Below are 22,246 nucleotides of genomic sequence, written 5' to 3'. Positions count from 1 at the left end.
GAGGAATTTGACCGGTCGGATTGTAACTATCCCGATTGACGGATGTCAGTCATACGACCGCTGCGGATTGCCGGCGATTGTTCGCGCCGTCATAATGTAGCCCCTTTTTTCTTCTCCTACATGTGGAAGGTATTGCCCGTGACCCAGAAGCCCGACCAGTGTCTCGGTGAGTGGATCGATCGTGAAGCCCTCGCGGAAGCCATGATTCCGCTGATCGGTCAGCTGTACCGTAACAACAACGTGGTGACCTCGATCTACGGCCGTGGCCTGATCAACCGTTCGGTGATCGCGATCCTCAAAGCGCACCGTTTCGCCCGTCACCGCCTGGCCGAAGAAGGCGGGCTGTCGGTTCACGACACTTTCCCGATCCTCAAGGCGATGAGCGAGCTCAAGCTGGGCGCCGCCTCGGTAGACCTGGGCAAGATGGTTGCCAAGTTCAAGACCGAAGGTAACGGCCGCAGCATCGAGCAGTTCACCAAGGACGAGCTGGCCGACGTGGTCGGCAAGCAGAACGGCGGCGCCCGCGAAGGCACCGACGTGGTCCTGTACGGTTTCGGTCGTATCGGCCGCCTGCTGGCCCGTATCCTCATCGAGAAGACCGGTGGTGGCGACGGCCTGCGCCTGCGCGCCATCGTCGTCCGCAAGGGCGCCGAGAACGACCTGGTCAAGCGCGCCAGCCTGCTGCGTCGTGACTCCGTGCATGGTCCGTTCGATGGCACCATCACCATCGACGAAGAACACAACACCATCACCGCCAACGGCAACCTGATCCAGGTGATCTACTCCAACGACCCGGCGTCGATCGACTACACCCAGTACGGCATCAAGAAAGCCCTGCTGGTCGACAACACCGGCAAGTGGCGTGACGCCGAAGGCCTGGGCCAGCACCTGAAGTGCCCGGGTATCGACCGCGTGATCCTGACCGCTCCGGGCAAGGGCGCGCTGAAGAACGTCGTCCACGGCATCAACCATGGCGACATCACCGCTGACGACAAGATCGTTTCTGCCGCTTCCTGCACCACCAACGCCATCGTGCCGGTGCTGAAGGCTGTCAACGATCAGTACGGCATCATCAACGGCCACGTCGAAACCGTTCACTCGTTCACCAACGACCAGAACCTGATCGACAACTTCCACAAGGGCAGCCGTCGTGGCCGCGCCGCGCCGCTGAACATGGTGATCACCGAGACTGGCGCCGCTACCGCTGCTGCCAAGGCTCTGCCGGTCCTGAAAGGCAAGCTGACCGGCAACGCCATCCGCGTTCCGACGCCGAACGTCTCCATGGCCATCCTGAACCTGAACCTGGAAAAGGCCACCAACCGCGAAGAGATCAACGAGTACCTGCGCCAGATGGCCATGCACTCGGACCTGCAGAAGCAGATCGACTTCGTTTCGTCCCAGGAAGTGGTTTCCACCGACTTCGTCGGTTCCCGCCATGCGGGCGTCGTCGATGCCGAGGCGACCATCGCCAACGACAACCGCGTTGTCCTGTACGTCTGGTACGACAACGAGTTCGGCTACAGCTGCCAGGTCGTCCGTGTGATGGAAGACATGGCTGGCGTGAACCCGCCGGCTTTCCCGCGCTGATTCAGGCGGTCTAGGGAAACGGGAGCTCTCGGGCTCCCGTTTTTCGTTAGTGGCACCCCCATAATCACCAATAAAATCTGCCAATTCCCGAACCTGGAAAGACTTCAAATGGATGGACAACATCTGCATGAAGGCGAGCTGAAGCGCGGTCTGAAGAACCGCCACATCCAGCTGATCGCCCTCGGTGGCGCCATCGGTACCGGCCTGTTCCTGGGCTCTGCCGGCGTCCTGCAATCCGCCGGCCCGTCGATGATCCTCGGCTATGCCATCGGCGGCTTCATCGCCTTCCTGATCATGCGCCAGCTCGGCGAGATGATCGTCGAGGAGCCCGTCGCCGGTTCCTTCAGCCACTTCGCGCACAAGTACTGGGGCGGTTTCGCCGGCTTCATGTCGGGCTGGAACTACTGGGTGCTGTACATCCTGGTGGGCATGTCGGAGCTGACCGCGGTCGGCAAGTACATCCAGTTCTGGTGGCCGGACTTCCCGACCTGGGCGACGGCTGCGGTGTTCTTCGTCCTGATCAACGCCATCAACCTGTTCAACGTGAAGGCCTTCGGCGAAACCGAGTTCTGGTTCGCGATCATCAAGGTCGTCGCCATCATCGGCATGATCCTGCTTGGCGTCTGGCTGCTGGCCAGCGGCAACGGTGGTCCGCAGGCCTCGGTGAGCAACCTGTGGGCCCACGGCGGGTTCTTCCCCAATGGCTGGAAGGGCCTGGTGATGGTCCTGGCGATCATCATGTTCTCCTTCGGCGGCCTGGAGCTGGTCGGCATCACTGCCGCCGAAGCTGCCGAGCCGAAGAAGGTGATTCCCAAGGCGATCAACCAGGTTATCTACCGGATCCTGATCTTCTACATCGGTGCCCTGGCCGTACTACTTTCGCTGTACCCCTGGGATGCCCTGCTGCAGAGCATCAACAGCGCCGGCGATCCCTACAGCGGCAGCCCGTTCGTCAAGGTCTTCTCGCTGCTGGGCAGCGAGTACGCGGCGCACATCCTGAACTTCGTGGTGCTTACCGCCGCGCTGTCGGTCTACAACAGCTGCGTATACTGCAACAGCCGCATGCTCTTTGGCCTGGCCGAGCAGGGCGATGCCCCGCGCGCCTTCGCCAAGGTCGATGATCGCGGCGTGCCGCTGCTGGCCATCGGCGTCTCAGCGTTCATCACCCTGGCCTGCGTGGTGGTCAACTACGTGATCCCGCACCAGGCGCTGGAGCTGCTGATGTCCCTGGTGGTCGCCGCGCTGGTGATCAACTGGGCGATGATCAGCCTGGCCCACATGAAGTTCCGCAAGGCCATGGTCGCCAAGGGCGTGCAGCCGTTCTTCCGCGCGCTGTGGTACCCCTACGGCAACTGGCTGTGCCTGGCCTTCGTGGTGTTCATCCTCGGCATCATGCTGCAGATCCCGGGCATCGACGTGTCGGTGTACGCGATCCCGGTGTGGATCGTGCTGATGGGTGTGTGCTACCTGTTCAAGCGCAAGTCCCCGGCCAAGGCCAACGCCTGAGCCGGTTGAGAAACGGGAGCTTCGGCTCCCGTTTTCTTTTGGTAATGCACCTTTGCCAGAGCGGAAACAGTGGCGCCGGGGGCTTGCGGTAGAATGCCCGGCGCCGCGCATCTGGCGGCTGATGGAGATGACCTTGTCCCGTACAAGCCTGTTGATCGTGCTGGTTATGGCGGCCCTGAGCGGCTGCGGGCAATCCGTCGAGCGCTTCGGCGGGCCGACCATGGGCAGCAGCTACACGGTGCAGTTCGTGCCGACCGGCAAATCGCCGGACGCAGCCAAGCTCAAGGCCGAGGTCGACGCGATCCTGGCGAGCCTGGACGAGCAGTTCTCCACCTACCGCGACGACTCGGTGATTTCGCGCTTCAACGCTCGCCCAGCCGGCAGTTGCATGACCTTGCCGGCGGACATGTTGACGCTCTGGCGCTACGGCGAACAGCTTTCGCAGCAGAGCAGAGGCGCCTTCGACCTCACCGTCGAGCCGCTGATGAACCTCTGGGGCTTCGGCCCGCAGTCGCGCAGCGAGAAGGTGCCCGACGCCGCCGCGCTGGAGCATGAACGCGCCCGCGTCGGCCATCAGCATCTGCGTCTGAACGGCGATCAGCTGTGCAAGGACGTCGACGCGCAGCTGGACTTCGACAGCATCGTCGCCGGCTATGCCGTGGACCAGGTGAGTGCCCGCCTTGCCGAGTTGGGCCTGACGGATTACTTGGTGGAGATCACCGGCGAGCTCAAGGCCGTGGGTCACAAGCCCGATGGCACGCCGTGGCGCATCGCCCTGGAAGTGCCCAGCGGCGAGCGCGAGCGGCAGGTGGAGCGTTCGGTGGCGCTGGACGGCATCGGCCTCTCGACCTCCGGCGACTACCGCAATTACTTCGAGGAGGGTGGGCAGCGCTATTCGCACACCTTCGACCCGCGCACCGGTGCGCCGGTCCGCCATGCGCTGGCGGCGGTCACCGTGGCGGAAGCCCAGGCCCTGCGCGCCGATGGCCTGTCCACCCTGCTGATGGTGCTGGGGCCGGAGGAGGGCTATACCTTTGCCGAGCGCAATGGGCTGGCGGCCCTCTTCATCCTGCGCCAGGGCGAGGGCTTCGTGACCCGTGCGACGACGCGCTTCGAAGCGCTGTTTCCGTCGCCTGAATGAAAGCTTCGGCGGGCATGATGGCGGCCCGCAGGCTGGCAATGGCATGTAGTGGCGGCAAAATTCGCCTACCTGCCGACCAACCGCTAATGTGCAGCCTTTTGCCGCAGGGCTAAGCTGCGTCAATGATTTCGATCCGCCTCGGCGCATGTGGTGCCGGGGCTTCGCCGGGAGCGCCACGCGGGCGCCCCGGCCTGTTCTGAAGGAGTACGCATGGCTGTCTACAACTACGACGTGGTGATTCTCGGCACGGGCCCGGCAGGCGAGGGGGCGGCGATGAACGCCTCCAAGTACGGGCGCAAGCTGGCGGTGGTGGACAGCCGTCGCGTGGTCGGCGGCAACTGCACGCACCTGGGCACCATCCCGTCCAAGGCGCTGCGTCACTCGGTGAAGCAGATCATCGAGTTCAACACCAATCCGATGTTCCGCCAGATTGGCGAGCCGCGCTGGTTCTCCTTCCCGGACGTGCTGAAAAGCGCCGAGCGGGTAATCTCCAAGCAGGTCTCCTCGCGCACCGGCTACTACGCGCGCAACCGCATCGACATGTTCAATGGCACCGCCAGTTTCGTCGACGAGCGTACCGTTGAAGTCGTGACCCCCAGCGGCGCCGTGGAGCGCCTGGTGGCCGACCAGTTCGTCATCGCCACCGGCTCGCGCCCGTATCGCCCGTCGGACATCAACTTCAACCACCCGCGTGTCTACGACAGCGACACCATCCTGTCCCTGAGCCACACCCCGCGCCGCCTGATCATCTACGGAGCTGGCGTGATCGGCTGCGAGTACGCCTCGATCTTCAGTGGCCTGGGTGTGCTGGTGGACCTGATCGACACCCGTGACCAGTTGCTGAGCTTCCTCGACGACGAAATCTCCGATGCGCTGAGCTACCACCTGCGCAACAACAACGTGCTGATCCGTCATAACGAGGATTACGAGCGCGTGGAAGGCCTGGACAACGGGGTGATCCTGCACCTGAAGTCGGGCAAGAAGATCAAGGCCGACGCCCTGCTGTGGTGCAACGGCCGTACCGGCAATACCGACCGCCTGGGCCTCGAGAACATTGGCATCAAGGTGAACAGCCGCGGCCAGATCGAGACGGATGAGAACTACCGCACCTCGGTCTCGAACATCTACGCCGCCGGTGACGTGATCGGCTGGCCGAGTCTGGCCAGCGCCGCCTACGACCAGGGCCGTTCGGCTGCCGGCAACATCGTCGAGCACGATGGCTGGCGCTTCGTGAACGACGTGCCGACCGGCATCTACACCATTCCGGAGATCAGCTCGATCGGCAAGAACGAGCAGGAACTGACCGTGGCGAAGATTCCTTATGAGGTGGGCAAGGCCTTCTTCAAGGGCATGGCTCGCGCGCAGATCTCCAACGAGCCGGTGGGCATGCTGAAGATCCTGTTCCACCGCGACACCCTGGAAATCCTCGGTGTGCACTGCTTCGGCGACCAGGCCTCGGAGATCGTCCACATCGGCCAGGCGATCATGAACCAGCCGGGCGAGCTGAACACCCTGAAGTACTTCGTCAACACCACCTTCAACTATCCGACCATGGCCGAAGCCTACCGCGTAGCGGCGTTCGACGGCCTGAACCGGATTTTTTGAAATACCCCGACCGGCGGCCTGAGCCGGTCGGGGGGAACCTGCTCAGCGATTCCCGATCGTGGCAGTGGCCAAACCGGGAAAGTCTGTGATCAGGCTATCCACGCCAAAATCAGCGAGCCGGCGCATCAGCGCCGGTTCGTTGACCGTCCACACCGACACATGCAGCCCCTGCTTCTGCGCTTTCAGCAAGCGCTCCGGGGTGCACAGCATCCAGTTCAGCGCCAGCAGATCACAGCCGTAGTGCGCGGCGACCTTCAGCGGGTCGAGCCAGGCGTATTCGGCCACCAGCCCGCGTGACAGCTCCGGCGCCAGTTCCTCCAGTGCGCGCAGCACCGTGCGCGAACTCGAGGTCACGGTGATCCGGTCGCGCAGGCCGAAACGGCCTACCAGCTGGTGGATGGCCTGAACCGTGCGGCCAGCACGATCCTTCGATGCGCTTTTCACTTCCAGCTGCCAGTGCTCGAACTCGCAGCGCTCGAACAGCTCCGCCAGGCGCGGGATGGGGCAGGGGCGCACCCAGCCCGGACCGCCGTCGCGGGCGTCCATGGCCACCAGATCCTCCGCCAGTTGCTCGGAGACCTTGCCGCGGCGGCCGGTGGTGCGCTTGAGCGTCGGGTCGTGGATCACCATCAGCTCGCCGTCGCGGGACAGGTGCAGGTCCAGTTCGCAGCGCTTCACGCCATGTTCCAGGCAGCGCTGGAAGCTGTTCAGGGTGTTTTCCGGTGCTTCGCCTTTGGCGCCGCGATGGCCATAGATCAGAGTCACTGGGGCTCCTTGGGAGTCGGTGAAAGGTCCTTGAGGTATTGCGAACGGTGCTGGCGGACGGCATCGACCACCACGCCGCTCTCGAAATAGACGCTGAATTCGCGGTAGTCCCAGCGCGAGATGGGCGGCTTGCCCACCGCCGGGTGCTCTTCGTCCGGCAGGCCGAAGCGTTCCAGCACGGCCTTCTGGCTCTCGCCACGGGCCGGCAGCACGATGTGCGGGTCGCCCTGGCTGCCCACGGGTATCTCGATGGTATCCGCCAGCAGTGGCAGCGGGGTGACAAGGCTCAACAGGAGCAGCAGATGGCGCATGGATTTCCCTGGGTTCATTCTTCGCGGGCCTTGGCCTGCCGGCGTTCCAATGCCTGGCGCTGGAGGATGTGGCGGGCCAGCAACTGGCGCTGGGCGTCGCCGAGCATCTCGAACTCGGTGCCGATCTCGTAGTCGCCCTCGGGCTGCTGCTGGCAATGGGTGACCTTGGCGCGCAGCAGCAGGCCCAGGCCGTGGGGGAGCAGGACGATCTTCAGCGCCAGGTCCTGGCCGACCGGCAATGCCTGGGTGTCGCGGAAATTGATGCCGCCTTCGGACAGCGTGACCTTGCGCGCCGGGCCGATCTCGCTGAGCAGGCTCTGGGTCAGGGCCTGGGCGATCAGGTCGATACGCTTGTTCATCACCTTCAGGTAGCTGGCCAGCGGGCGGTCGCGTTCGTTGATATGGCGCAGCAGGTGCTGCGACTCGAAGTCGGTCAGGTGCAGGTCGCTGAGCAGGTTGAACAGCGCGGAATCATCCTGAAGCACTTCTTGCGACTGGATTTCGTCCTCGCGCAGCGGGCGAAATTCCAATGCGAGCGTGTCTTCAATACGATAGTATTCGCGGCGGTCATCCGCGTCTGGAGTGGACATGGCGAACCCACGGCAGCAGTGATGGTCTGAGTGTAAAGCCGCCTGCCTGGCCTCGCCACACGGAAGTCGCACGCCAGATGGATCTGACGCCCGACGCACTCTTCACCTTCTCATTCGGCCCCACATGTTCAGACCCCTTTCCGTCTACATCGGAACGCGCTACACACGCGCCAAACGCCGCAGCCACTTCGTTTCCTTCATCTCGCTCACTTCCATGATCGGCCTCGCGCTGGGCGTGGTGGTGATGATCGTGGTGCTCTCGGTGATGAACGGCTTCGACCACGAGATGCGCACCCGCGTGCTGGGCATGGTGCCCCACGCCACGGTCGAGTCCTACCAGCCGATCTCCGACTGGCAGGGCATCGCCACGCAGATCAAGACCCAGCACCCCAACGTGCTGGAGGTCGCGCCCTTCATCCAGATGCAGGGCCTGCTCAGCGCCGGCGGGACGGTACAGAAGGTGCTGATCAACGCCGTGGACCCGAACGAGGAGAGCAAGGTCTCGATCATCGACCAGTTCTTCCAGGAAGGTTCGCTCACGAGCCTCAAGCCCGGCGAGTTCGGCATCATCATCGGCGACAAGGCGGCGAAGAACCTCGGCGTGAAGCTGGGCGACAAGGTCACCTTCATCGCCCCGGAAGTCTCGGTCACCCCGGCCGGCATGTTCCCGCGCATGAAGCGCTTCACCGTGGTCGGCACCTTCCATGTCGGCGCCGGTGAGCTGGATGGCTACGTCGCCATGGTCCACATCGACGACGCCGCGCGCATGCGCCGCCTCAAGGAAGGCCAGGTCGAAGGCCTGCGCCTGAAGCTCGACGACCTGTTCCAGGCGCCGCGCACCGCCTGGGAGATCGCCCGCACCCTGAAGGGCAACGACTACTTCGCCCGCGACTGGACCCGCAGCCACGGCAACCTGTACCAGGCAATCCGCATGGAGAAATCCATGATCGGCCTGTTGCTCCTGCTGATCGTCGCGGTCGCCGCGTTCAACATCATTTCCACCCTGGTCATGGTCGTCACCGATAAGAAGGCCGACATCGCCATCCTGCGCACCCTGGGCGCCACGCCGGGGCAGATCATGGCGACCTTCATGGTCCAGGGCACGGTGATCGGTGTCATCGGCACCTTCATCGGCGGCGTGCTGGGCATCCTCGCGGCGCTCAACGTCAGCTCCGCCATCGCCCTGCTGGAGCGCCTGCTGGGCCACAAGTTCCTCAACGCGGACGTCTACTTCATCGATTACCTGCCCTCGCAACTGATGAGCGAGGACGTGATCCTGGTGTGCAGCGCCGCGCTGATCCTGAGTTTCTTCGCCACCCTGTATCCGGCCTGGCGTGCGGCCCGCACCCAGCCCGCGGAGGCCCTGCGTTATGAGTAAGCCGACCCCCAACGACCAGGCCGTCCTGAGCTGCCGCGACCTCGGCAAGCGCTACGAGGAAGGTCCGCAGTCGGTCGAGGTGCTCTCCGGCGTGCAGCTGGAGCTGCTGCCCGGCGAGCGCGTCGCCATCGTCGGCAGCTCCGGCTCGGGCAAGAGCACCCTGCTGAACATGCTCGGCGGCCTCGATACGCCCAGCACCGGCAGCGTCTGGCTGGCCGGCGAACAACTGTCGGCGCTCAACGAGAAGCAGCGCGGCCTGCTGCGCAACCGCGCGCTGGGCTTCGTTTACCAGTTCCACCACCTGCTGCCGGAGTTCACCGCGCTGGAGAACGTCTGCATGCCGCTGCTGATCGGCAAGACGCCGATCCCGGAAGCGCGCCAGCGTGCCACCGCGCTGCTGGAGCGCGTCGGCCTGGGCCATCGTCTGAGCCACAAGCCGTCGGAGCTGTCCGGTGGTGAGCGCCAGCGCGTCGCCATCGCCCGTGCCCTGGTCAACACGCCGAAGCTGGTACTGCTCGACGAGCCCACCGGCAACCTCGACCAGCACACCGCCCACGGCATCCAGGAGCTGATGCTGGAGCTGTCGCAGTCCATGCGCACCGCCTTCCTGGTGGTGACCCACGACACTCACCTCGCCCAGCAGATGGACCGTGTGCTGCGCCTGGAGGAGGGCCGGCTGGTCGCCGCCTGAGGGATAACGGAATGTTCAGACCCCTGTCCGTCTTCATTGGCACCCGCTACACCCGTGCCAAGCGACGCAACCACTACATCTCGTTCATCTCCCTGACCTCGATGATCGGCCTCGCCCTGGGCGTGCTGGCCATGATCGTGGTGCTTTCGGTGATGAACGGCTTCCAGAAGGAAATGCGCTCGCGCATCCTCGGCATGGTCCCGCATGCCGTGCTGCAGCAGACCAGCGGCCCGCTGGACAACTGGCAGCACGTCGCCGAAGTGGCCAGGCAGAACCCGAAGATCGTCGGCGCGGTGCCCTACACCGAAGTCGACGGCATGCTCTCCTACAAGGGCATGATGCAACCCATCGAGGTCGATGGCGTCGATCCGGCGCTGGAAACCCAGGTGTCGATCATCGGCCAGCACATGGTTCGCGGCAGCCTCGACGACCTCAAGGCCACCGAGTTCGGCGTGGTCATCGGCGAGATCACTGCGCGGCGTTTCCACGTCAACGTCGGTGACAGCCTGCTGCTGATCGTTCCCGAGCCGAGCACCGCGCCCGGCGGCATCACCCCGCGCATGCAGCGCCTCAACGTGGTCGGCATCTTCAAGGTCGGCGCCGAGCTGGATAGCACCCTGGCGCTGATCCACGTGGACGACGCAGCCAGCCTGATGCGCTGGCAGCCCGGTCAGGTGCAGAGCGTGCGCATCGCCCTGAAGGACCTGTTCCAGGCGCCCGAAGTCGGCGCGGCCATCGCCAAACAGCTGGGCGACGGCTACCGCTCGGTGGACTGGACCCACACCCAGGGCAGCCTGTTCAGCGCGATGAAGATGGAAAAGACCATGATCGGCCTGCTGTTGCTGCTGATCGTTGCGGTCGCCGCCTTCAACATCATCGCCACCCTGATCATGGTCGTGGCCGACAAGCGCGCGGACATCGCCATCCTGCGCACTCTGGGTGCCACGCCGAAGCAGATCATGGCGATCTTCATGGTGCAGGGCACGGTGATCGGCCTGATCGGCACCGTCATCGGCTGCGTGCTGGGCGTGCTGGCGGCGTACAACGTCACCGCCATCGTCTCGACCCTGGAGCGCGTTGCCGGCACCCACGTGTTCAACTCGGACATCTACTTCATCAACTACCTGCCGTCCGACCCGCAGATCAGCGACATCGTGCTGATCTGCGTCGCGGCGCTGTCGATGAGCTTCCTCGCCACGCTGTATCCGGCCTGGCGTGCGGCCTCGACCCAGCCGGCGGAATCGCTGCGGTACGAGTGATCACCGGCCCATGAAAAAGCCGCCCTTCGGGGCGGCTTTTTTGTACCTGTAGGAGCGAGCTCGCTCGCGAGCAGACTTGCCGTCAGATCTGGAGCGAGGTGGGTTCGCGAGCAAGCTCGCTCCTACGAAAAGCCCGCGCTGTCGGTGAGGTTCGTCCAGGAGCGGCTACAGCCCTTGCTGCAGATTGCGCAGCGCCCGGCGCCGCCGCCAGCTGCGGCCAATCCACCAGCGCCAGTAACCCTCGGTGAGCAGGTAGCCGAGGATGCCCACCAGGATGCCGCAGATCACCGAGCCCAGCAGGAACGGCTGCCAGAGCATCGACAGCTCGCCGCTGATCCATTCCCAGGTCAGGTGGTCGGGCAGGGCGCGCGCCGGGATGCCCATGGCCCAGGCGCCCATCTTGTAGGTGCAGTAGAACACCGGCGGCATGGTGATCGGGTTGGTCAGCCAGACCAGCCCCACCGAGATCGGCAGGTTGGCCCGCACCCACACCGCCAGCGAGGCGGCCAGCAGCATCTGCAGCGGGATCGGGATAAAGGCGGCGAACAGCCCCATGCCCATGGCGCGGGACACCGAGCGGCGATTCAGGTGCCAGAGGTTGGGCGACTGGATCAGCGGTCCGAGAAAACGCAGGCCCTTGTGGTTCCTGATGCTCTCCGGATCGGGCATGTAGCGCTTGAAGATTCGGCGCGGCATGGAGGAAATCTCTGGCAGACGGACGACGGCACATTATGCCTAGCTAGGTGACAGTCATTCGTTGCCAACTATGTCCGTGTGTAACCGCCGCAGGCCAATCGGATCGACGGTTACGCCGGGGGTCAGGGAGTCGCTCCGTTGCCTCGTACAGGGATGTTCGCGCTGGCTCTGGGATTGCTGGCGCTGCGCTGGATGCCGGCGCTGCCGTCCGGCTGGGTTCTGCTGTTTCTCGCGCTGGTCGCGCTGCCGTTGTTGTTCACTCGTGGCTATTTCGTCGGGCTGTTCCTGCTCGGTTTCGCCTGGGCCTGCCAGTCGGCGCAGTGGGCGCTGGATGATCGTCTGGCGCCGGAGTTGGACGGCCGCACGCTGTGGCTGGAGGGCAGGGTGGAGGGCCTGCCGGATCGCTCCGGGCCATCGGTGCGCTTCCAGCTCGCCGAGGTCTCCAGCCCCCGTGCGAAGGTCCCTGCCACGCTGCGTCTGTCCTGGTTCGGCGGGCCGCCGGTGGAGGGCGGCGAGCGCTGGCGGCTCGCCGTGAAACTCAAGCGTCCCCACGGCATGGCCGATGGCGCGGGGTTCGACTACGAGGCCTGGCTCACCGCCCAGCGCATCGGCGCTACCGGCAGCGTGAAGGACGGGCAGCGTCTGGAGGCTTCCGGCGGCCCGCGTGCCTGGCGCGAAGCCTGGCGGCAACGCCTGCTGGCGGTGGACGCCCACGGCCGCTCCGGGGCGCTCGCCGCGCTGGTACTGGGCGATGCCTCCGGGCTGACCACGACGGACTGGCAAGTCCTGCAGGACACCGGAACCCTGCACCTGATGGTGATCTCCGGCTCGCACATCTCGCTGCTGGCCGGCCTGCTCTATGCGTTGGTTGCCGGGCTGGCGCGTTTCGGTTGCTGGCCGGCGCGAATCCCCTGGCTGCCCTCTGCTTGTCTGCTGGCCGCAGGCGGTGCTTGGGCGTACAGCCTGATGGCTGGCTTCGAGGTGCCGTTGAAGCGCGCCTGCGTCATGGTCTCCATCGTCCTGCTGTGGCGCCTGCGCTATCGCCATCGCGGGCTCTGGGCGCCCCTGTTCGGCGCCTTGCTGGCGGTACTGCTGGTCGAGCCGCTGGTGGTGCTGTTGCCGGGTTTCTGGCTGTCCTATGCGGCGGTGGCGCTGCTGATCTTCGGCTTCTCGGGGCGGCTGGGGCGCTGGACCGCCTGGCGCACCTGGCTGCGCGCGCAATGGCTGATGGCAGTCGGTTTGCTGCCGGCGTCCATCGCCCTTGGTTTGCCGCTGAGCGTTTCCGGCGTGGTCGCCAACCTGATCGCCGTGCCCTGGGTCGAGTTGGTCGTCGTCCCGCTGGCCTTGCTGGGGAGTCTGGCGCTTGGCATTCCCTGGCTGGGCGAGGCTCTGCTCTGGGTCTCGGGAGGCCTGCTGGAGTGGCTGTTCCGCTTGTTGGGCTGGATGGCCGAGCTGGCGCCCGCCTGGCAGCCGGTAGCCGCGCCCGCCTGGGCGGTGGCGCTGGCGATGCTGGGGGCGCTCTTGCTGCTTGCGCCGGCCGGCGTCCCATTGCGTGCCCTGGGGCTGGCGATGTTCGTGCCGGTGTTCTGGCCGTCAGTCCCGTTGCCCGCTCCGGGCATCGCCGAGATTCGCGTGCTGGACGTGGGGCAGGGGCTGTCGGTGCTGATCCGCACGCGCAGCCAGGTCTGGCTTTACGACACTGGGGCGCGCAACGGCGAATTCGACATCGGCGAGCGCGTGGTCGTGCCGACGCTGCGCAGCCTAGGCATCGGTCATCTGGATAGGCTTATGCTCAGTCACGCGGATAACGACCATGCCGGCGGCGCCGTGGCAGTGAAGCGCTCGTTGCGGCCGGCGCAGGTCATCAGCGGTGAGCCCGAGCGCCTGCCGGAGGAGCTGCAGGCGCGTCCCTGTGGAATCGAGGAGTGGCAGGTCGATGGCGTTCGCTTCTCCAGCTGGGCCTGGGCGGGCGCCAGGGAAAGCAACGACCGTTCCTGCGCGCTGGAAATCGAAGCCAATGGCGAGCGCATCCTGCTCACCGGCGACCTGCCGCAACCCGCCGAGCTGGCGTGGCTGGCCGCGCATCCGGGGGAGCGCATCGACTGGCTGCTGGCTGGGCACCACGGCAGCCGCAGCTCCTCCGGGGCGGCGTTCCTGCGGGCGATCGGGCCAACGACGGCGATCATCTCCCGCGGCGCCAACAACCCTTACGGCCATCCGCACCCGTCGGTCGTCGAACGCTTCCGCGCGCTGGGCATCCGGATTCAGGATACGGCGGAGCAGGGCGCGCTGACCCTGATGCTCGGCGCCCATGGCGAGGTCCGGGGAGTGCGGGAAGGCGCACATTTCTGGCAGGAAAATTGAGCCTCGGGCGGTCGGCTCGCCACGGCCCCTGTGCTAGAGTGGCGCCACTTTTTTTCAGGGGATTCACCACTGTGTGGGAACTGGTCAAAGCTGGCGGCTGGATGATGCTGCCGATCTTGCTGAGCTCCGTCGCTGCCATGGCGATCGTCGCCGAACGTCTCTGGACCCTGCGCTTGAGCCGTGTGGCCCCGCCGCAGCTGCTCGGCCAGGTGTGGAAGCAGATCAAGGACAAGAAGATGAACAGCCAGGCCCTGAAGGACCTGCGCGCGTCTTCCCCGCTGGGTGAAATCCTCGCGGCTGGCCTGGCCAACTCCAAGCACGGTCGCGAGATCATGAAAGAGTGCATCGAGGAAGCCGCCTCCCGCGTCATCCACGAGCTGGAGCGCTACCTCAACGCCCTGGGCACCATCGCCGCCATGGCGCCGCTGCTCGGTCTGCTGGGTACCGTGTTCGGCATGATCCAGATCTTCAGCGCTTTCATGGGCGACGGCATGGCCAACGCGCCGATGCTCGCCGGCGGTATCTCCAAGGCCCTGATCACCACCGCGGCTGGCCTGATCGTGGCGATCCCTGCGGTGTTCTTCCATCGCTACCTGCTGCGCCGCGTCGATGAACTGGTCATCGCCATGGAGCAGGAAGCCATCAAGCTGGTGGAAGTGACCCAGGGCGATCGCGAAGTCGACTTCGTCGAGGAAGGCAAAGCGTGAAATTCCGCCGCAGAGCGGGCGGAGCGGCCCGCGAGGACGTCTTCATCAACCTGGCGTCGCTGATCGACGTGATCTTCGTGCTGCTGCTGTTCTTCGTGGTCGCCACCTCGTTCACCAAGCCCTCGCAGCTCAAGGTCGAACTGCCCGAGGCGGTCAGCGGCACGCCGCCCGAAGCCACCGAGATCAAGCAGCTGGAAATCTCCATCAGCCTCGAAGGTCACTACGCGCTGAACGGCCAGAGCCTGGCGCGCGATGACCTGGAAAACCTGATGAACGCCATGCAGCGTGAGTCTGCCGGTGACAACAGCCTGCCAGTGGTGATCACTGCCGACGGCAAGGTGGACTACCAGTCCGTGGTCACCGCGATGGATGCCGCCGGCAAGCTGGGCTTCACCCACCTGCGCATCACCACCATCGAGTCCCGGGCGGACAAGAAGACCCCCTGATGGCGTTCACCGACCGCCTGCTCGACGCCTGGTACAGGGGCCACCCGGCCCTTGCCCTGCTCAGGCCGCTCGAACTGCTCTACCGGCGTGTCGCCCAGGGCCGCCGGCAGGACTTTCTCTCCGGCGTCAAGCCGGCCTACCGTGCTCCCGTGCCGATCATCGTGGTTGGCAACATCACGGTGGGCGGCACCGGCAAGACGCCGATGATCCTCTGGCTGATCGAACACTGCCGCGCCCGTGGGCTGAAGGTTGGCGTGGTCAGCCGTGGCTATGGCGCCAAGCCGCCACGGACGCCCTGGCGCGTGCGCGCCGAGCAGTCGGCGGCCCAGGCGGGCGACGAGCCGCTGATGATCGTCCGTCGCAGTGGCGTGCCGCTGATGATCGATCCGGACCGCTCCAGTGCCGTGCGCGCGTTGCTCGCCGAAGAGCCGCTGGACCTGATCCTGTGCGACGACGGTCTGCAGCACTATCGCCTGGCCCGTGACCTGGAACTGGTGCTGATCGACGCCGCCCGTGGCCTGGGCAACGGCCGCTGCCTGCCCGCCGGGCCGCTGCGCGAACCCGCCGAGCGACTGGCCGAAGTCGACGCCGTGCTGCACAACGGCGCGCCGTCCGATCCGCCGGGCGCCTTCTCCTTCGTCCTGCGACCTTCTGCCCTGGTCAACCTGGCCAGCGGTGAGCGGCGTGGCGTCGAGCACTTCCCCAACGGTCAGTCGCTGCATGCACTGGCCGGCATCGGCAACCCGCAGCGTTTCTTCGCAACGCTCGAGGCGCTAAACTGGCGGCCGATTCCGCATCCCTTCCCCGACCATGCGGCCTATACCGCCGAGCAGCTGCGCTTCACGCCGGAACTGCCGCTGGTCATGACCGAGAAGGACGCGGTGAAATGCCGGTCCTTCGCCGCGCCCGACTGGTGGTACCTCGCCGTTGAAGCGCAGCCATCGCCGGCCTTCGTCGCCTGGTTCGACGTTCAGCTCGAGCGCCTGCTCGCCCGCTGATCCGCCGTCGCAATCCGGCGTCGCCCGCATTCAAACTGTTCGCTGTTCAAGCTCAAGGAACGCACCATGGACCCGAAACTCCTCGATATCCTCGCCTGTCCGCTGTGCAAGGGCCCGCTCAAGCTCACCGACGACAAGTCCGAGCTGATCTGCAAGACCGACGGCCTGGCCTACCCGGTGCGTGACGGCATCCCGGTGATGCTCGAAGGCGAGGCGCGTACCCTGAACGTCGACGAGCGTCTGGACAAGTAACGCCATGACCCAGGCCTACACCGTCGTCATTCCCGCCCGCTTCGCCTCCACCCGCCTGCCCGGCAAGCCGCTGCAGGACATCGCCGGCAAGCCGATGATCCAGCATGTCTGGGCGCAGGCCGGCAAAAGCTCGGCCACCCAGGTGGTGGTCGCCACCGATGATCAGCGCATCTTCGACGCTTGCCAGGGCTTCGGCGCCCAGGTGGTGCTGACCCGCGCCGACCACAACTCCGGTACCGACCGCCTGGCTGAAGTAGCCGACACGCTGGGCCTGGCCGACGATGCCATCGTGGTCAACGTGCAGGGCGACGAGCCGTTGGTGCCGCCGTCAATCATCGACCAGGTGGCCGCCAACCTTGCGGCGCACCCGGAAGCGGGCATCGCCACCCTGTGTGAGGAAATCCACGATCCGGCCGCGCTGTTCAACCCGAACATCGTCAAGGTGGTCAGCGACAAGAATGGTCTCGCACTGACCTTCAGCCGCGCCACGCTGCCCTGGGCGCGTGACGCCTTCGCAGTGGATCGCGAAAGCCTGCCGGCCAACGTACCGTACCGCCGCCATATCGGTATCTACGCCTACCGTGCGCGCTTCCTCCGCGATTTCGTGGCCTGGGGCCCGTGCTGGCTGGAAGACACCGAGTGCCTGGAGCAGCTGCGCGCGCTCTGGCATGGCGTGCGCATACACGTGGCTGACGCTTTGGAAGCGCCGCAAGCCGGCGTCGATACTCCGGAAGACCTGGAGCGCGTCCGGCGCATCCTGGGGGCCTGATGAAGGTCCTGTTCGTCTGCCTGGGCAACATCTGCCGCTCGCCCACCGCCGAAGGCGTATTCCGCCACAAGGTCCGCGAAGCGGGCCTGGAGAATCGCATCGAGATCGACTCGGCCGGCACCGGTGACTGGCACGTCGGCAAGGCGCCAGACACGCGCACCCGCGCTGCTGCGCTGCGCCGAGGCTATGACCTGTCAGACCTGCGGGCACGACAGGTCAGCGTCGCCGACTTCTCCCGCTACGATCTGGTCCTGGCCATGGACAACGCCAACCTGCGCGACCTCAAGCATCTTCTCGGCAGCAGCGGCAAGGCGGAGCTGGACCTGTTCCTGCGGCGCTACGAGCTGGAAATCGACGAAGTCCCCGACCCGTATTACGGCGGCGAGGATGGCTTCGAGCAGGTGCTGGACCTGGTGGAAAGGGCTTGCGACGGCCTGCTGACGGAAGTGAAGGGGCGCCTGTGACGCTGCAACTGCAAGAGCGCATTTCCCTCAAGCCCTACAACACCTTCGGTGTCGAAGTCGCGGCGCGCTGGTTCGCCCAGGCCCATGACGATGCCGAGGTGCGCGCCGGTATCGCCGCCGCCGCCGCAAAGGGCCTGCCGCTGATGGTGATAGGTGGCGGCAGCAACCTGTTGCTGACCCGTGACGTGGAGGCGCTGGTACTGCGCATGGCTTCCCGTGGCGTACGTGTCGTCAGTGATGATGGCGAGCGCGTGGTGGTCGAGGCAGAAGCCGGCGAGGTGTGGGACGACTTCGTGCACTGGACGCTGGCCCAAGGCTTCGGCGGGTTGGAAAACCTCAGCCTGATTCCCGGCACCGTCGGTGCTGCTCCGATGCAGAACATCGGCGCCTATGGCGTCGAGATCAAGGACGTGTTCGCCGGCCTGACCGCGCTGGATCGCGAGAGCGGCGAGCTGCGCGAGTTCGGCCTGGAAGACTGCGCCTTTGCCTACCGCGAAAGCCGCTTCAAGCGCGAGCCGGGTCGTTGGCTGATCCTGCGGGTACGCTTCGCCCTGAGCCGCGCGGCGAAACTGCACCTGGACTACGGTCCGGTGCGCCAGCGTCTGGCAGAGGAGGGCGTCACTGCGCCGACACCGGCCGATGTTTCGCGGGCGATCTGCGCAATTCGCCGTGAGAAGCTCCCGGACCCGGCGGTGCTGGGCAATGCCGGCAGCTTCTTCAAGAACCCGGTGGTCTCCGTGACTCTGGCCGATGCGCTGCGCCAGCAGTACAGCGATCTGGTGGCCTATCCGCACGGCGATGGCCAGATGAAGCTGGCCGCCGGCTGGTTGATCGACAAGGCCGGCTGGAAAGGCTTCCGCGAGGGTCCGGTGGGTGTGCATGCCCAGCAGGCGCTGGTACTGGTGAACTACGGCGGCGCCACCGGGATGCAGCTGCATGCACTGGCTCGGCGTATCCATGACGATATCCAGCAGCGCTTCGGCGTGGAGTTGGAGATGGAGCCGAATCTCTACTGAGGTGCTTCGGACATGAAGAAGGGGATGCCGTTGGCATCCCCTTTTTTGTGCCTTTGTAATGCGCACGCCGCAAAGCGCAGACAATAAAAAAGGGGATGCAGATGCATCCCCTTTTTCAGATCAGGAAGCTATCAGCTGTGGTGTTTTTCCACCACGGTGCCTTGTTCTTCCTCGGTCTTCTCGGCTTTGTCGCCTTCAGCCTGTTCGGCAGCCGGTTGCTCGGTGGCTTCAACGGCTTCGTTCACGACTTCGGCCTCGACGGCCTCGACAGTGACTTCAGCAGCTGGCTCGACCACGACTTCGGCTTCCACGGCAGCGGCTTCTTCAACCACGGCTTCGACGACCGGAGCCTGCTCTACCTGCGGAGCGGCGGCTGCGGCAGCAGCGGCTTCGCGGGCAGCGCGCTCCTGGCGACGACGCTCGCGCGGGTCGTTGGAGGCGCGGCCGGTGGCGTTGGCCGGAACGGCCGGAGTTTCTTCGGCAGCAGCCGCAGCGGCAGCCGGAGCTTCCTCGGCAACTACAGCTTCTACCTGAGGCTCTTCGACCAGCTGGGCGACGGCTTCGATCACGGTTTCAGCAGCCGGAGCCGACGCTTCTTCCGCAACCACCGGCTCGGCGGCAGCCACTTCAACGGTCTCGCTGATGGCTTCTACCGGCTCGGCAGCCTGCTCGGCGGGCTTGGCCAGGAACTCGATGGTCTGCTCGAGAGCGCTTTCGGTGCGTACGGCTTCAACCACGCCGGACTCCAGCGGCTGGGCCTCGACCTGAGCCTGGGCAGCGGGCTGCTCCTGCTCGGCGGCGGCTTCAGCAACGGCTACAGCGGTAGCGGCGGCAGCGACCATGGCGGCAGGCGACGGGGTGTCGGAAGCAGCCTGTTCGGCATTGCTCACTTCGCCTTCGGCACCTTCGACACCATCCACACCCGCTTCACGCTGGCGCTCGCGGCGGTTGCTGCGGCGACGCTGGCCACGGGAGCGGCGACGCGGACGCTCGTCGTCCGAGCCTTCATCGTCCTGTTGATCCAGCAGCTCTTCGTTCGGCAGCTCTTCGGCTTCCAGGGCGGCGGCATCGCGAGCCGGACGGTCTTCGCGCGGCTGGCGCTCTTCACGGGGCTGACGCTCGGCGCGCTCACCACGAGGCTGACGCTCTTCGCGCGGCTGGCGTTCTTCACGCGGTTGACGCTCGGTGCGCTCGCCACGCTCTTCGCGGGGCTGACGCTCCTCGCGCGGCTGGCGCTCGGCGCGCTCTTCACGCGGCTGACGCTCTTCACGCGGTTGACGTTCGGCGCGCTCTTCACGCGGCTGGCGTTCCTCGCGCGGTTGACGCTCGGCGCGCTCTTCGCGCGGCTGACGTTCTTCGCGGGGCTGACGCTCGGCGCGTTCTTCACGCGGCTGACGCTCTTCGCGAGCCGGGCGCTCAGTGCGCTCACCGCGCTCGTCGCGGCGACCACGTTCTTTACGCTCGTCATCACGACGACCGCCATCGCGACCGTCGCGGCGACGGTTCTGCTGACGGCCGTTGCGGCGCTCGCCCTGGCTTTCGCTTCGCTCGGTGGCGGGCTTCTCGGCGGCGACCGGGGTCGGCTCCGGCTTGCTGCCAGCAAACAGGCCTACCAGCGACTTCACCAGGCCCTGGAACAGGCTCGGCTCGGGCATGGGCTTGGTGGCTTCGACGGCGATCGGTGCTTCAGCGGCAGCCTGCTGCGGGGCAGGGCTCTGCGGGGAAACGGTCTTCACGGCGGCTTCCTGGCGAACCAGGGTGCGGGTGGCGCTGACCGGCTGGACTTCCTCGTGCTCTTCCGGGGCCATCTCGTAGCTGGCGTGGCCGGACAGGAGTTCGGGGTTGTCGTCACGCAGGCGCTGAACTTCGAAGTGCGGAGTTTCCAGGTGGTCGTCCGGCAGGATGAAGATGCGCGCGCGGGTGCGCAGTTCGATCTTGGTGATGGCGTTGCGCTTCTCGTTGAGCAGGAAGGCGGCAACCTGGAACGGCACGCGCGCACGAACTTCAGCGGTGCGGTCCTTCAGGGCTTCTTCCTCGATCAGGCGCAGGATGGCCAGCGACAGGGATTCGACGTCGCGGATGATGCCTTGGCCGTTGCAGCGCGGGCAGACGATGCCGCTGGTCTCGCCCAGGGACGGACGCAGGCGCTGACGGGACATTTCCAGCAGGCCGAAGCGCGAGATGCGGCCAACCTGTACGCGGGCACGGTCGGCTTCCAGGGCTTCGCGGACGCGTTCTTCCACGGCGCGCTGGTTCTTCGCCGGGGTCATGTCGATGAAGTCGATGACGATCAGGCCGCCGATATCACGCAGACGCAGTTGGCGGGCGATTTCCTCGGCCGCTTCCAGGTTGGTCTGCAGGGCGGTTTCTTCGATGTCGCCGCCTTTGGTGGCGCGCGCCGAGTTGATGTCGATGGACACCAGGGCTTCGGTCGGGTCGATGACGATGGAGCCGCCCGACGGCAGCTTCACTTCGCGCTGGAAGGCGGTTTCGATCTGGCTCTCGATCTGGAAGCGGTTGAACAGCGGAACGCTGTCCTGGTACAGCTTCACCTTGCTGGCGTACTGCGGCATGACCTGCTGGATGAAGTTGAGGGCTTCTTCCTGGGCGTCGAGGCTGTCGATCAGCACTTCGCCGATGTCCTGGCGCAGGTAGTCGCGGATGGCGCGGATGATGACGTTGCTTTCCTGGTAGATCAGGAACGGACCGCTGCGCTCGCCGGAGGCTTCCTTGATGGCGCCCCACAGTTGCAGCAGGTAGTCCAGGTCCCATTGCAGCTCTTCGGAGCTGCGGCCCAGGCCCGCGGTGCGGACGATCAGGCCCATGTCGCCGGGAACGGTCAGGCCGTTCAGGGCTTCACGCAGTTCGTTGCGCTCTTCACCCTCGATGCGGCGGGAGATGCCACCGGCGCGCGGGTTGTTGGGCATGAGCACCAGGTAACGGCCGGCGAGGCTGATGAAGGTGGTCAGGGCGGCGCCCTTGTTGCCACGTTCTTCTTTCTCGACCTGGACGATGACTTCCTGGCCTTCGCTCAGGACGTCCTTGATGTTGATGCGGCCTTCAGGATTCTTCTTGAAGTACTCGCGGGAGATTTCCTTGAGGGGGAGGAAGCCGTGGCGTTCGGCGCCGAAGTCGACGAATGCGGCCTCGAGGCTCGGCTCGATGCGGGTGATACGGCCTTTGTAGATGTTGGCCTTCTTCTGTTCGCGCGCGCCGGACTCGATGTCCAGGTCGAACAGGCGTTGGCCGTCTACCAGCGCTACACGCAACTCTTCGGGTTGAGTTGCGTTGATCAGCATTCTTTTCATGTAGTACCAATGGTTTCCGGGGCCACCGGAAACGGCGATCGGCACACACGACTCTCACGGTCGGTGCTAAGGCACGTACTCAGGAACGGCGGACCATTCCAGTGTCCAGCGGCAGCAGGATAAATCTGCTGTGCCGCGACTACGTTTCCTGCTTGTCGAGTAAGAACAAGCACTCATCAGGAGGAGGAATTAGCTGTCAGATGCGGACGATAAGTGCGTCTACGTTCAAGGCATGCGTTCAAGGCATGAACGCAACGCAATCCGACAGTTGTGCATCTCCGCCCTGCACATTTCCCTAAGAGCCGGGTGCCACTCGCTGAATCCGGGAGCGGGGTTGGCTTTTATCACGGCTACCTTGGTGGCCGTGGTCATGTCTCAAGGCCTGGGTTTCGA

19 protein-coding genes and 1 pseudogene are annotated in these 22,246 nt (G+C 65.4%); 15 read left to right on the top strand and 5 right to left on the bottom strand.

Annotated elements, in window-relative coordinates; all coding sequences use genetic code 11:
* The first annotated feature begins 120 nt into the window (after window positions 1–120).
* The 4 genes and pseudogenes from ABKS89_RS20525 (at window position 121) to sthA (ending at window position 5,839) form a co-directional block, all read left to right on the top strand.
* Window positions 121–1,587 (top strand): glyceraldehyde-3-phosphate dehydrogenase, encoded by a 1,467-nt coding sequence (locus tag ABKS89_RS20525; RefSeq protein ID WP_138214935.1) that lies wholly within the window; start codon window positions 121–123, stop codon window positions 1,585–1,587.
* A gap of 108 nt (window positions 1,588–1,695) precedes the next feature.
* A pseudogene (locus tag ABKS89_RS20520) lies at window positions 1,696–3,063 on the top strand (amino acid permease); the annotation flags it as partial.
* A gap of 157 nt (window positions 3,064–3,220) precedes the next feature.
* Window positions 3,221–4,234, top strand: a complete 1,014-nt coding sequence (locus tag ABKS89_RS20515) for an FAD:protein FMN transferase (RefSeq protein ID WP_348586846.1) — start codon at window positions 3,221–3,223, stop codon at window positions 4,232–4,234.
* Between the two features lie 210 nt (window positions 4,235–4,444).
* On the top strand, window positions 4,445–5,839 hold the full coding sequence (gene sthA / locus ABKS89_RS20510) for a Si-specific NAD(P)(+) transhydrogenase (RefSeq protein WP_017519271.1): 1,395 nt from the start codon (window positions 4,445–4,447) through the stop codon (window positions 5,837–5,839).
* Window positions 5,840–5,881: 42 nt separating this feature from the next.
* On the opposite strand, the gene ABKS89_RS20505 is transcribed toward sthA, so the two are convergent.
* Genes ABKS89_RS20505 through ABKS89_RS20495 form a run of 3 tightly spaced genes read right to left on the bottom strand, consistent with a single transcriptional unit; the run spans window position 5,882 to window position 7,505 of the window.
* A complete protein-coding gene (locus ABKS89_RS20505) occupies window positions 5,882–6,604 on the bottom strand; it encodes a glycerophosphodiester phosphodiesterase (protein ID WP_348586844.1) in 723 nt (240 codons plus the stop codon).
* A complete protein-coding gene (locus ABKS89_RS20500) occupies window positions 6,601–6,915 on the bottom strand; it encodes a phosphodiesterase (protein ID WP_138214932.1) in 315 nt (104 codons plus the stop codon). Before ABKS89_RS20500 ends, ABKS89_RS20505 begins: the two co-directional genes overlap by 4 nt.
* A gap of 14 nt (window positions 6,916–6,929) precedes the next feature.
* Window positions 6,930–7,505 carry a PilZ domain-containing protein gene (locus ABKS89_RS20495; protein ID WP_138214931.1) on the bottom strand — a complete coding sequence of 192 codons (576 nt, stop codon included), beginning with the start codon at window positions 7,503–7,505 and terminating at the stop codon, window positions 6,930–6,932.
* Window positions 7,506–7,629: 124 nt separating this feature from the next.
* Between ABKS89_RS20495 and ABKS89_RS20490 the strand changes: the two genes are divergently transcribed.
* From ABKS89_RS20490 to ABKS89_RS20480, 3 genes are read left to right on the top strand one after another with little or no spacing between them, the layout of a single operon-like run.
* Window positions 7,630–8,883: a lipoprotein-releasing ABC transporter permease subunit gene (locus ABKS89_RS20490; RefSeq protein WP_138214930.1), complete on the top strand. Its 1,254-nt coding sequence runs from the start codon at window positions 7,630–7,632 to the stop codon at window positions 8,881–8,883.
* Window positions 8,876–9,574 carry a lipoprotein-releasing ABC transporter ATP-binding protein LolD gene (lolD, locus tag ABKS89_RS20485; protein ID WP_348586843.1) on the top strand — a complete coding sequence of 233 codons (699 nt, stop codon included), beginning with the start codon at window positions 8,876–8,878 and terminating at the stop codon, window positions 9,572–9,574. The genes ABKS89_RS20490 and lolD overlap by 8 nt, the downstream gene beginning before the upstream one ends.
* Window positions 9,575–9,585: 11 nt before the next feature.
* Window positions 9,586–10,833 (top strand): lipoprotein-releasing ABC transporter permease subunit, encoded by a 1,248-nt coding sequence (locus ABKS89_RS20480; protein ID WP_138214929.1) that lies wholly within the window; start codon window positions 9,586–9,588, stop codon window positions 10,831–10,833.
* A gap of 165 nt (window positions 10,834–10,998) precedes the next feature.
* Here ABKS89_RS20480 and ABKS89_RS20475 read toward each other — a convergent pair whose 3' ends face one another.
* The gene (locus ABKS89_RS20475) at window positions 10,999–11,529 is read right to left on the bottom strand and encodes a DUF2062 domain-containing protein (RefSeq protein ID WP_348586841.1); all 531 of its coding nucleotides are present in this window, start codon (window positions 11,527–11,529) and stop codon (window positions 10,999–11,001) included.
* Between the two features lie 153 nt (window positions 11,530–11,682).
* Between ABKS89_RS20475 and ABKS89_RS20470 the strand changes: the two genes are divergently transcribed.
* The 8 genes from ABKS89_RS20470 to murB all read left to right on the top strand — a co-directional run bounded on the left by ABKS89_RS20470 (window position 11,683) and on the right by murB (window position 18,545).
* On the top strand, window positions 11,683–13,893 hold the full coding sequence (locus ABKS89_RS20470) for a DNA internalization-related competence protein ComEC/Rec2 (protein ID WP_348587608.1): 2,211 nt from the start codon (window positions 11,683–11,685) through the stop codon (window positions 13,891–13,893).
* Between the two features lie 71 nt (window positions 13,894–13,964).
* Window positions 13,965–14,600 carry a flagellar polar localization protein PocA gene (gene pocA, locus ABKS89_RS20465; RefSeq protein WP_017519262.1) on the top strand — a complete coding sequence of 212 codons (636 nt, stop codon included), beginning with the start codon at window positions 13,965–13,967 and terminating at the stop codon, window positions 14,598–14,600.
* The gene (gene pocB, locus ABKS89_RS20460; protein WP_045211644.1) at window positions 14,597–15,046 is read left to right on the top strand and encodes a flagellar polar localization protein PocB; all 450 of its coding nucleotides are present in this window, start codon (window positions 14,597–14,599) and stop codon (window positions 15,044–15,046) included. Before pocA ends, pocB begins: the two co-directional genes overlap by 4 nt.
* Window positions 15,046–16,044, top strand: a complete 999-nt coding sequence (lpxK, locus tag ABKS89_RS20455; RefSeq protein ID WP_348586840.1) for a tetraacyldisaccharide 4'-kinase — start codon at window positions 15,046–15,048, stop codon at window positions 16,042–16,044. The genes pocB and lpxK overlap by 1 nt, the downstream gene beginning before the upstream one ends.
* Before the next feature lie 66 nt (window positions 16,045–16,110).
* Window positions 16,111–16,296 (top strand): Trm112 family protein, encoded by a 186-nt coding sequence (locus tag ABKS89_RS20450; protein ID WP_081519465.1) that lies wholly within the window; start codon window positions 16,111–16,113, stop codon window positions 16,294–16,296.
* A gap of 4 nt (window positions 16,297–16,300) precedes the next feature.
* On the top strand, window positions 16,301–17,065 hold the full coding sequence (gene kdsB / locus ABKS89_RS20445; protein WP_348586839.1) for a 3-deoxy-manno-octulosonate cytidylyltransferase: 765 nt from the start codon (window positions 16,301–16,303) through the stop codon (window positions 17,063–17,065).
* A complete protein-coding gene (locus ABKS89_RS20440; protein ID WP_348586838.1) occupies window positions 17,065–17,529 on the top strand; it encodes a low molecular weight protein-tyrosine-phosphatase in 465 nt (154 codons plus the stop codon). The genes kdsB and ABKS89_RS20440 overlap by 1 nt, the downstream gene beginning before the upstream one ends.
* Window positions 17,526–18,545, top strand: coding sequence for a UDP-N-acetylmuramate dehydrogenase (murB, locus tag ABKS89_RS20435; protein ID WP_348586836.1), 1,020 nt, complete (start codon window positions 17,526–17,528; stop codon window positions 18,543–18,545). The genes ABKS89_RS20440 and murB overlap by 4 nt, the downstream gene beginning before the upstream one ends.
* A 131-nt stretch (window positions 18,546–18,676) precedes the next feature.
* Here the strand turns inward: murB and rne are convergent, their stop codons facing one another.
* Window positions 18,677–21,853, bottom strand: coding sequence for a ribonuclease E (rne, locus tag ABKS89_RS20430; protein WP_348586835.1), 3,177 nt, complete (start codon window positions 21,851–21,853; stop codon window positions 18,677–18,679).
* Window positions 21,854–22,246: the final 393 nt, after the last annotated feature.

The organism is Pseudomonas sp. LABIM340, assembly GCF_040017195.2.
GTDB lineage: Bacteria > Pseudomonadota > Gammaproteobacteria > Pseudomonadales > Pseudomonadaceae > Pseudomonas.
Note: the sequence above shows the minus strand (reverse complement) of the source record. Positions and strands in the feature narration are given on the sequence as shown.

Excerpts from the sequence above, each read along its gene's own strand:
- lolD (WP_348586843.1), top strand. The coding sequence starts at position 8,876 with ATGAGTAAGCCGACCCCCAACGACCAGGCCGTCCTGAGCTGCCGCGAC.
- ABKS89_RS20495 (WP_138214931.1), bottom strand. The coding sequence starts at position 7,505 with ATGTCCACTCCAGACGCGGATGACCGCCGCGAATACTATCGTATTGAA.
- ABKS89_RS20475 (WP_348586841.1), bottom strand. The coding sequence starts at position 11,529 with ATGCCGCGCCGAATCTTCAAGCGCTACATGCCCGATCCGGAGAGCATC.
- kdsB (WP_348586839.1), top strand. The coding sequence starts at position 16,301 with ATGACCCAGGCCTACACCGTCGTCATTCCCGCCCGCTTCGCCTCCACC.
- rne (WP_348586835.1), bottom strand. The coding sequence starts at position 21,853 with ATGAAAAGAATGCTGATCAACGCAACTCAACCCGAAGAGTTGCGTGTA.
- ABKS89_RS20450 (WP_081519465.1), top strand. The coding sequence starts at position 16,111 with ATGGACCCGAAACTCCTCGATATCCTCGCCTGTCCGCTGTGCAAGGGC.
- ABKS89_RS20470 (WP_348587608.1), top strand. The coding sequence starts at position 11,683 with ATGTTCGCGCTGGCTCTGGGATTGCTGGCGCTGCGCTGGATGCCGGCG.
- ABKS89_RS20480 (WP_138214929.1), top strand. The coding sequence starts at position 9,586 with ATGTTCAGACCCCTGTCCGTCTTCATTGGCACCCGCTACACCCGTGCC.
- ABKS89_RS20525 (WP_138214935.1), top strand. The coding sequence starts at position 121 with ATGTGGAAGGTATTGCCCGTGACCCAGAAGCCCGACCAGTGTCTCGGT.
- sthA (WP_017519271.1), top strand. The coding sequence starts at position 4,445 with ATGGCTGTCTACAACTACGACGTGGTGATTCTCGGCACGGGCCCGGCA.
- ABKS89_RS20490 (WP_138214930.1), top strand. The coding sequence starts at position 7,630 with ATGTTCAGACCCCTTTCCGTCTACATCGGAACGCGCTACACACGCGCC.
- lpxK (WP_348586840.1), top strand. The coding sequence starts at position 15,046 with ATGGCGTTCACCGACCGCCTGCTCGACGCCTGGTACAGGGGCCACCCG.
- ABKS89_RS20500 (WP_138214932.1), bottom strand. The coding sequence starts at position 6,915 with ATGCGCCATCTGCTGCTCCTGTTGAGCCTTGTCACCCCGCTGCCACTG.
- ABKS89_RS20440 (WP_348586838.1), top strand. The coding sequence starts at position 17,065 with ATGAAGGTCCTGTTCGTCTGCCTGGGCAACATCTGCCGCTCGCCCACC.
- ABKS89_RS20515 (WP_348586846.1), top strand. The coding sequence starts at position 3,221 with ATGACCTTGTCCCGTACAAGCCTGTTGATCGTGCTGGTTATGGCGGCC.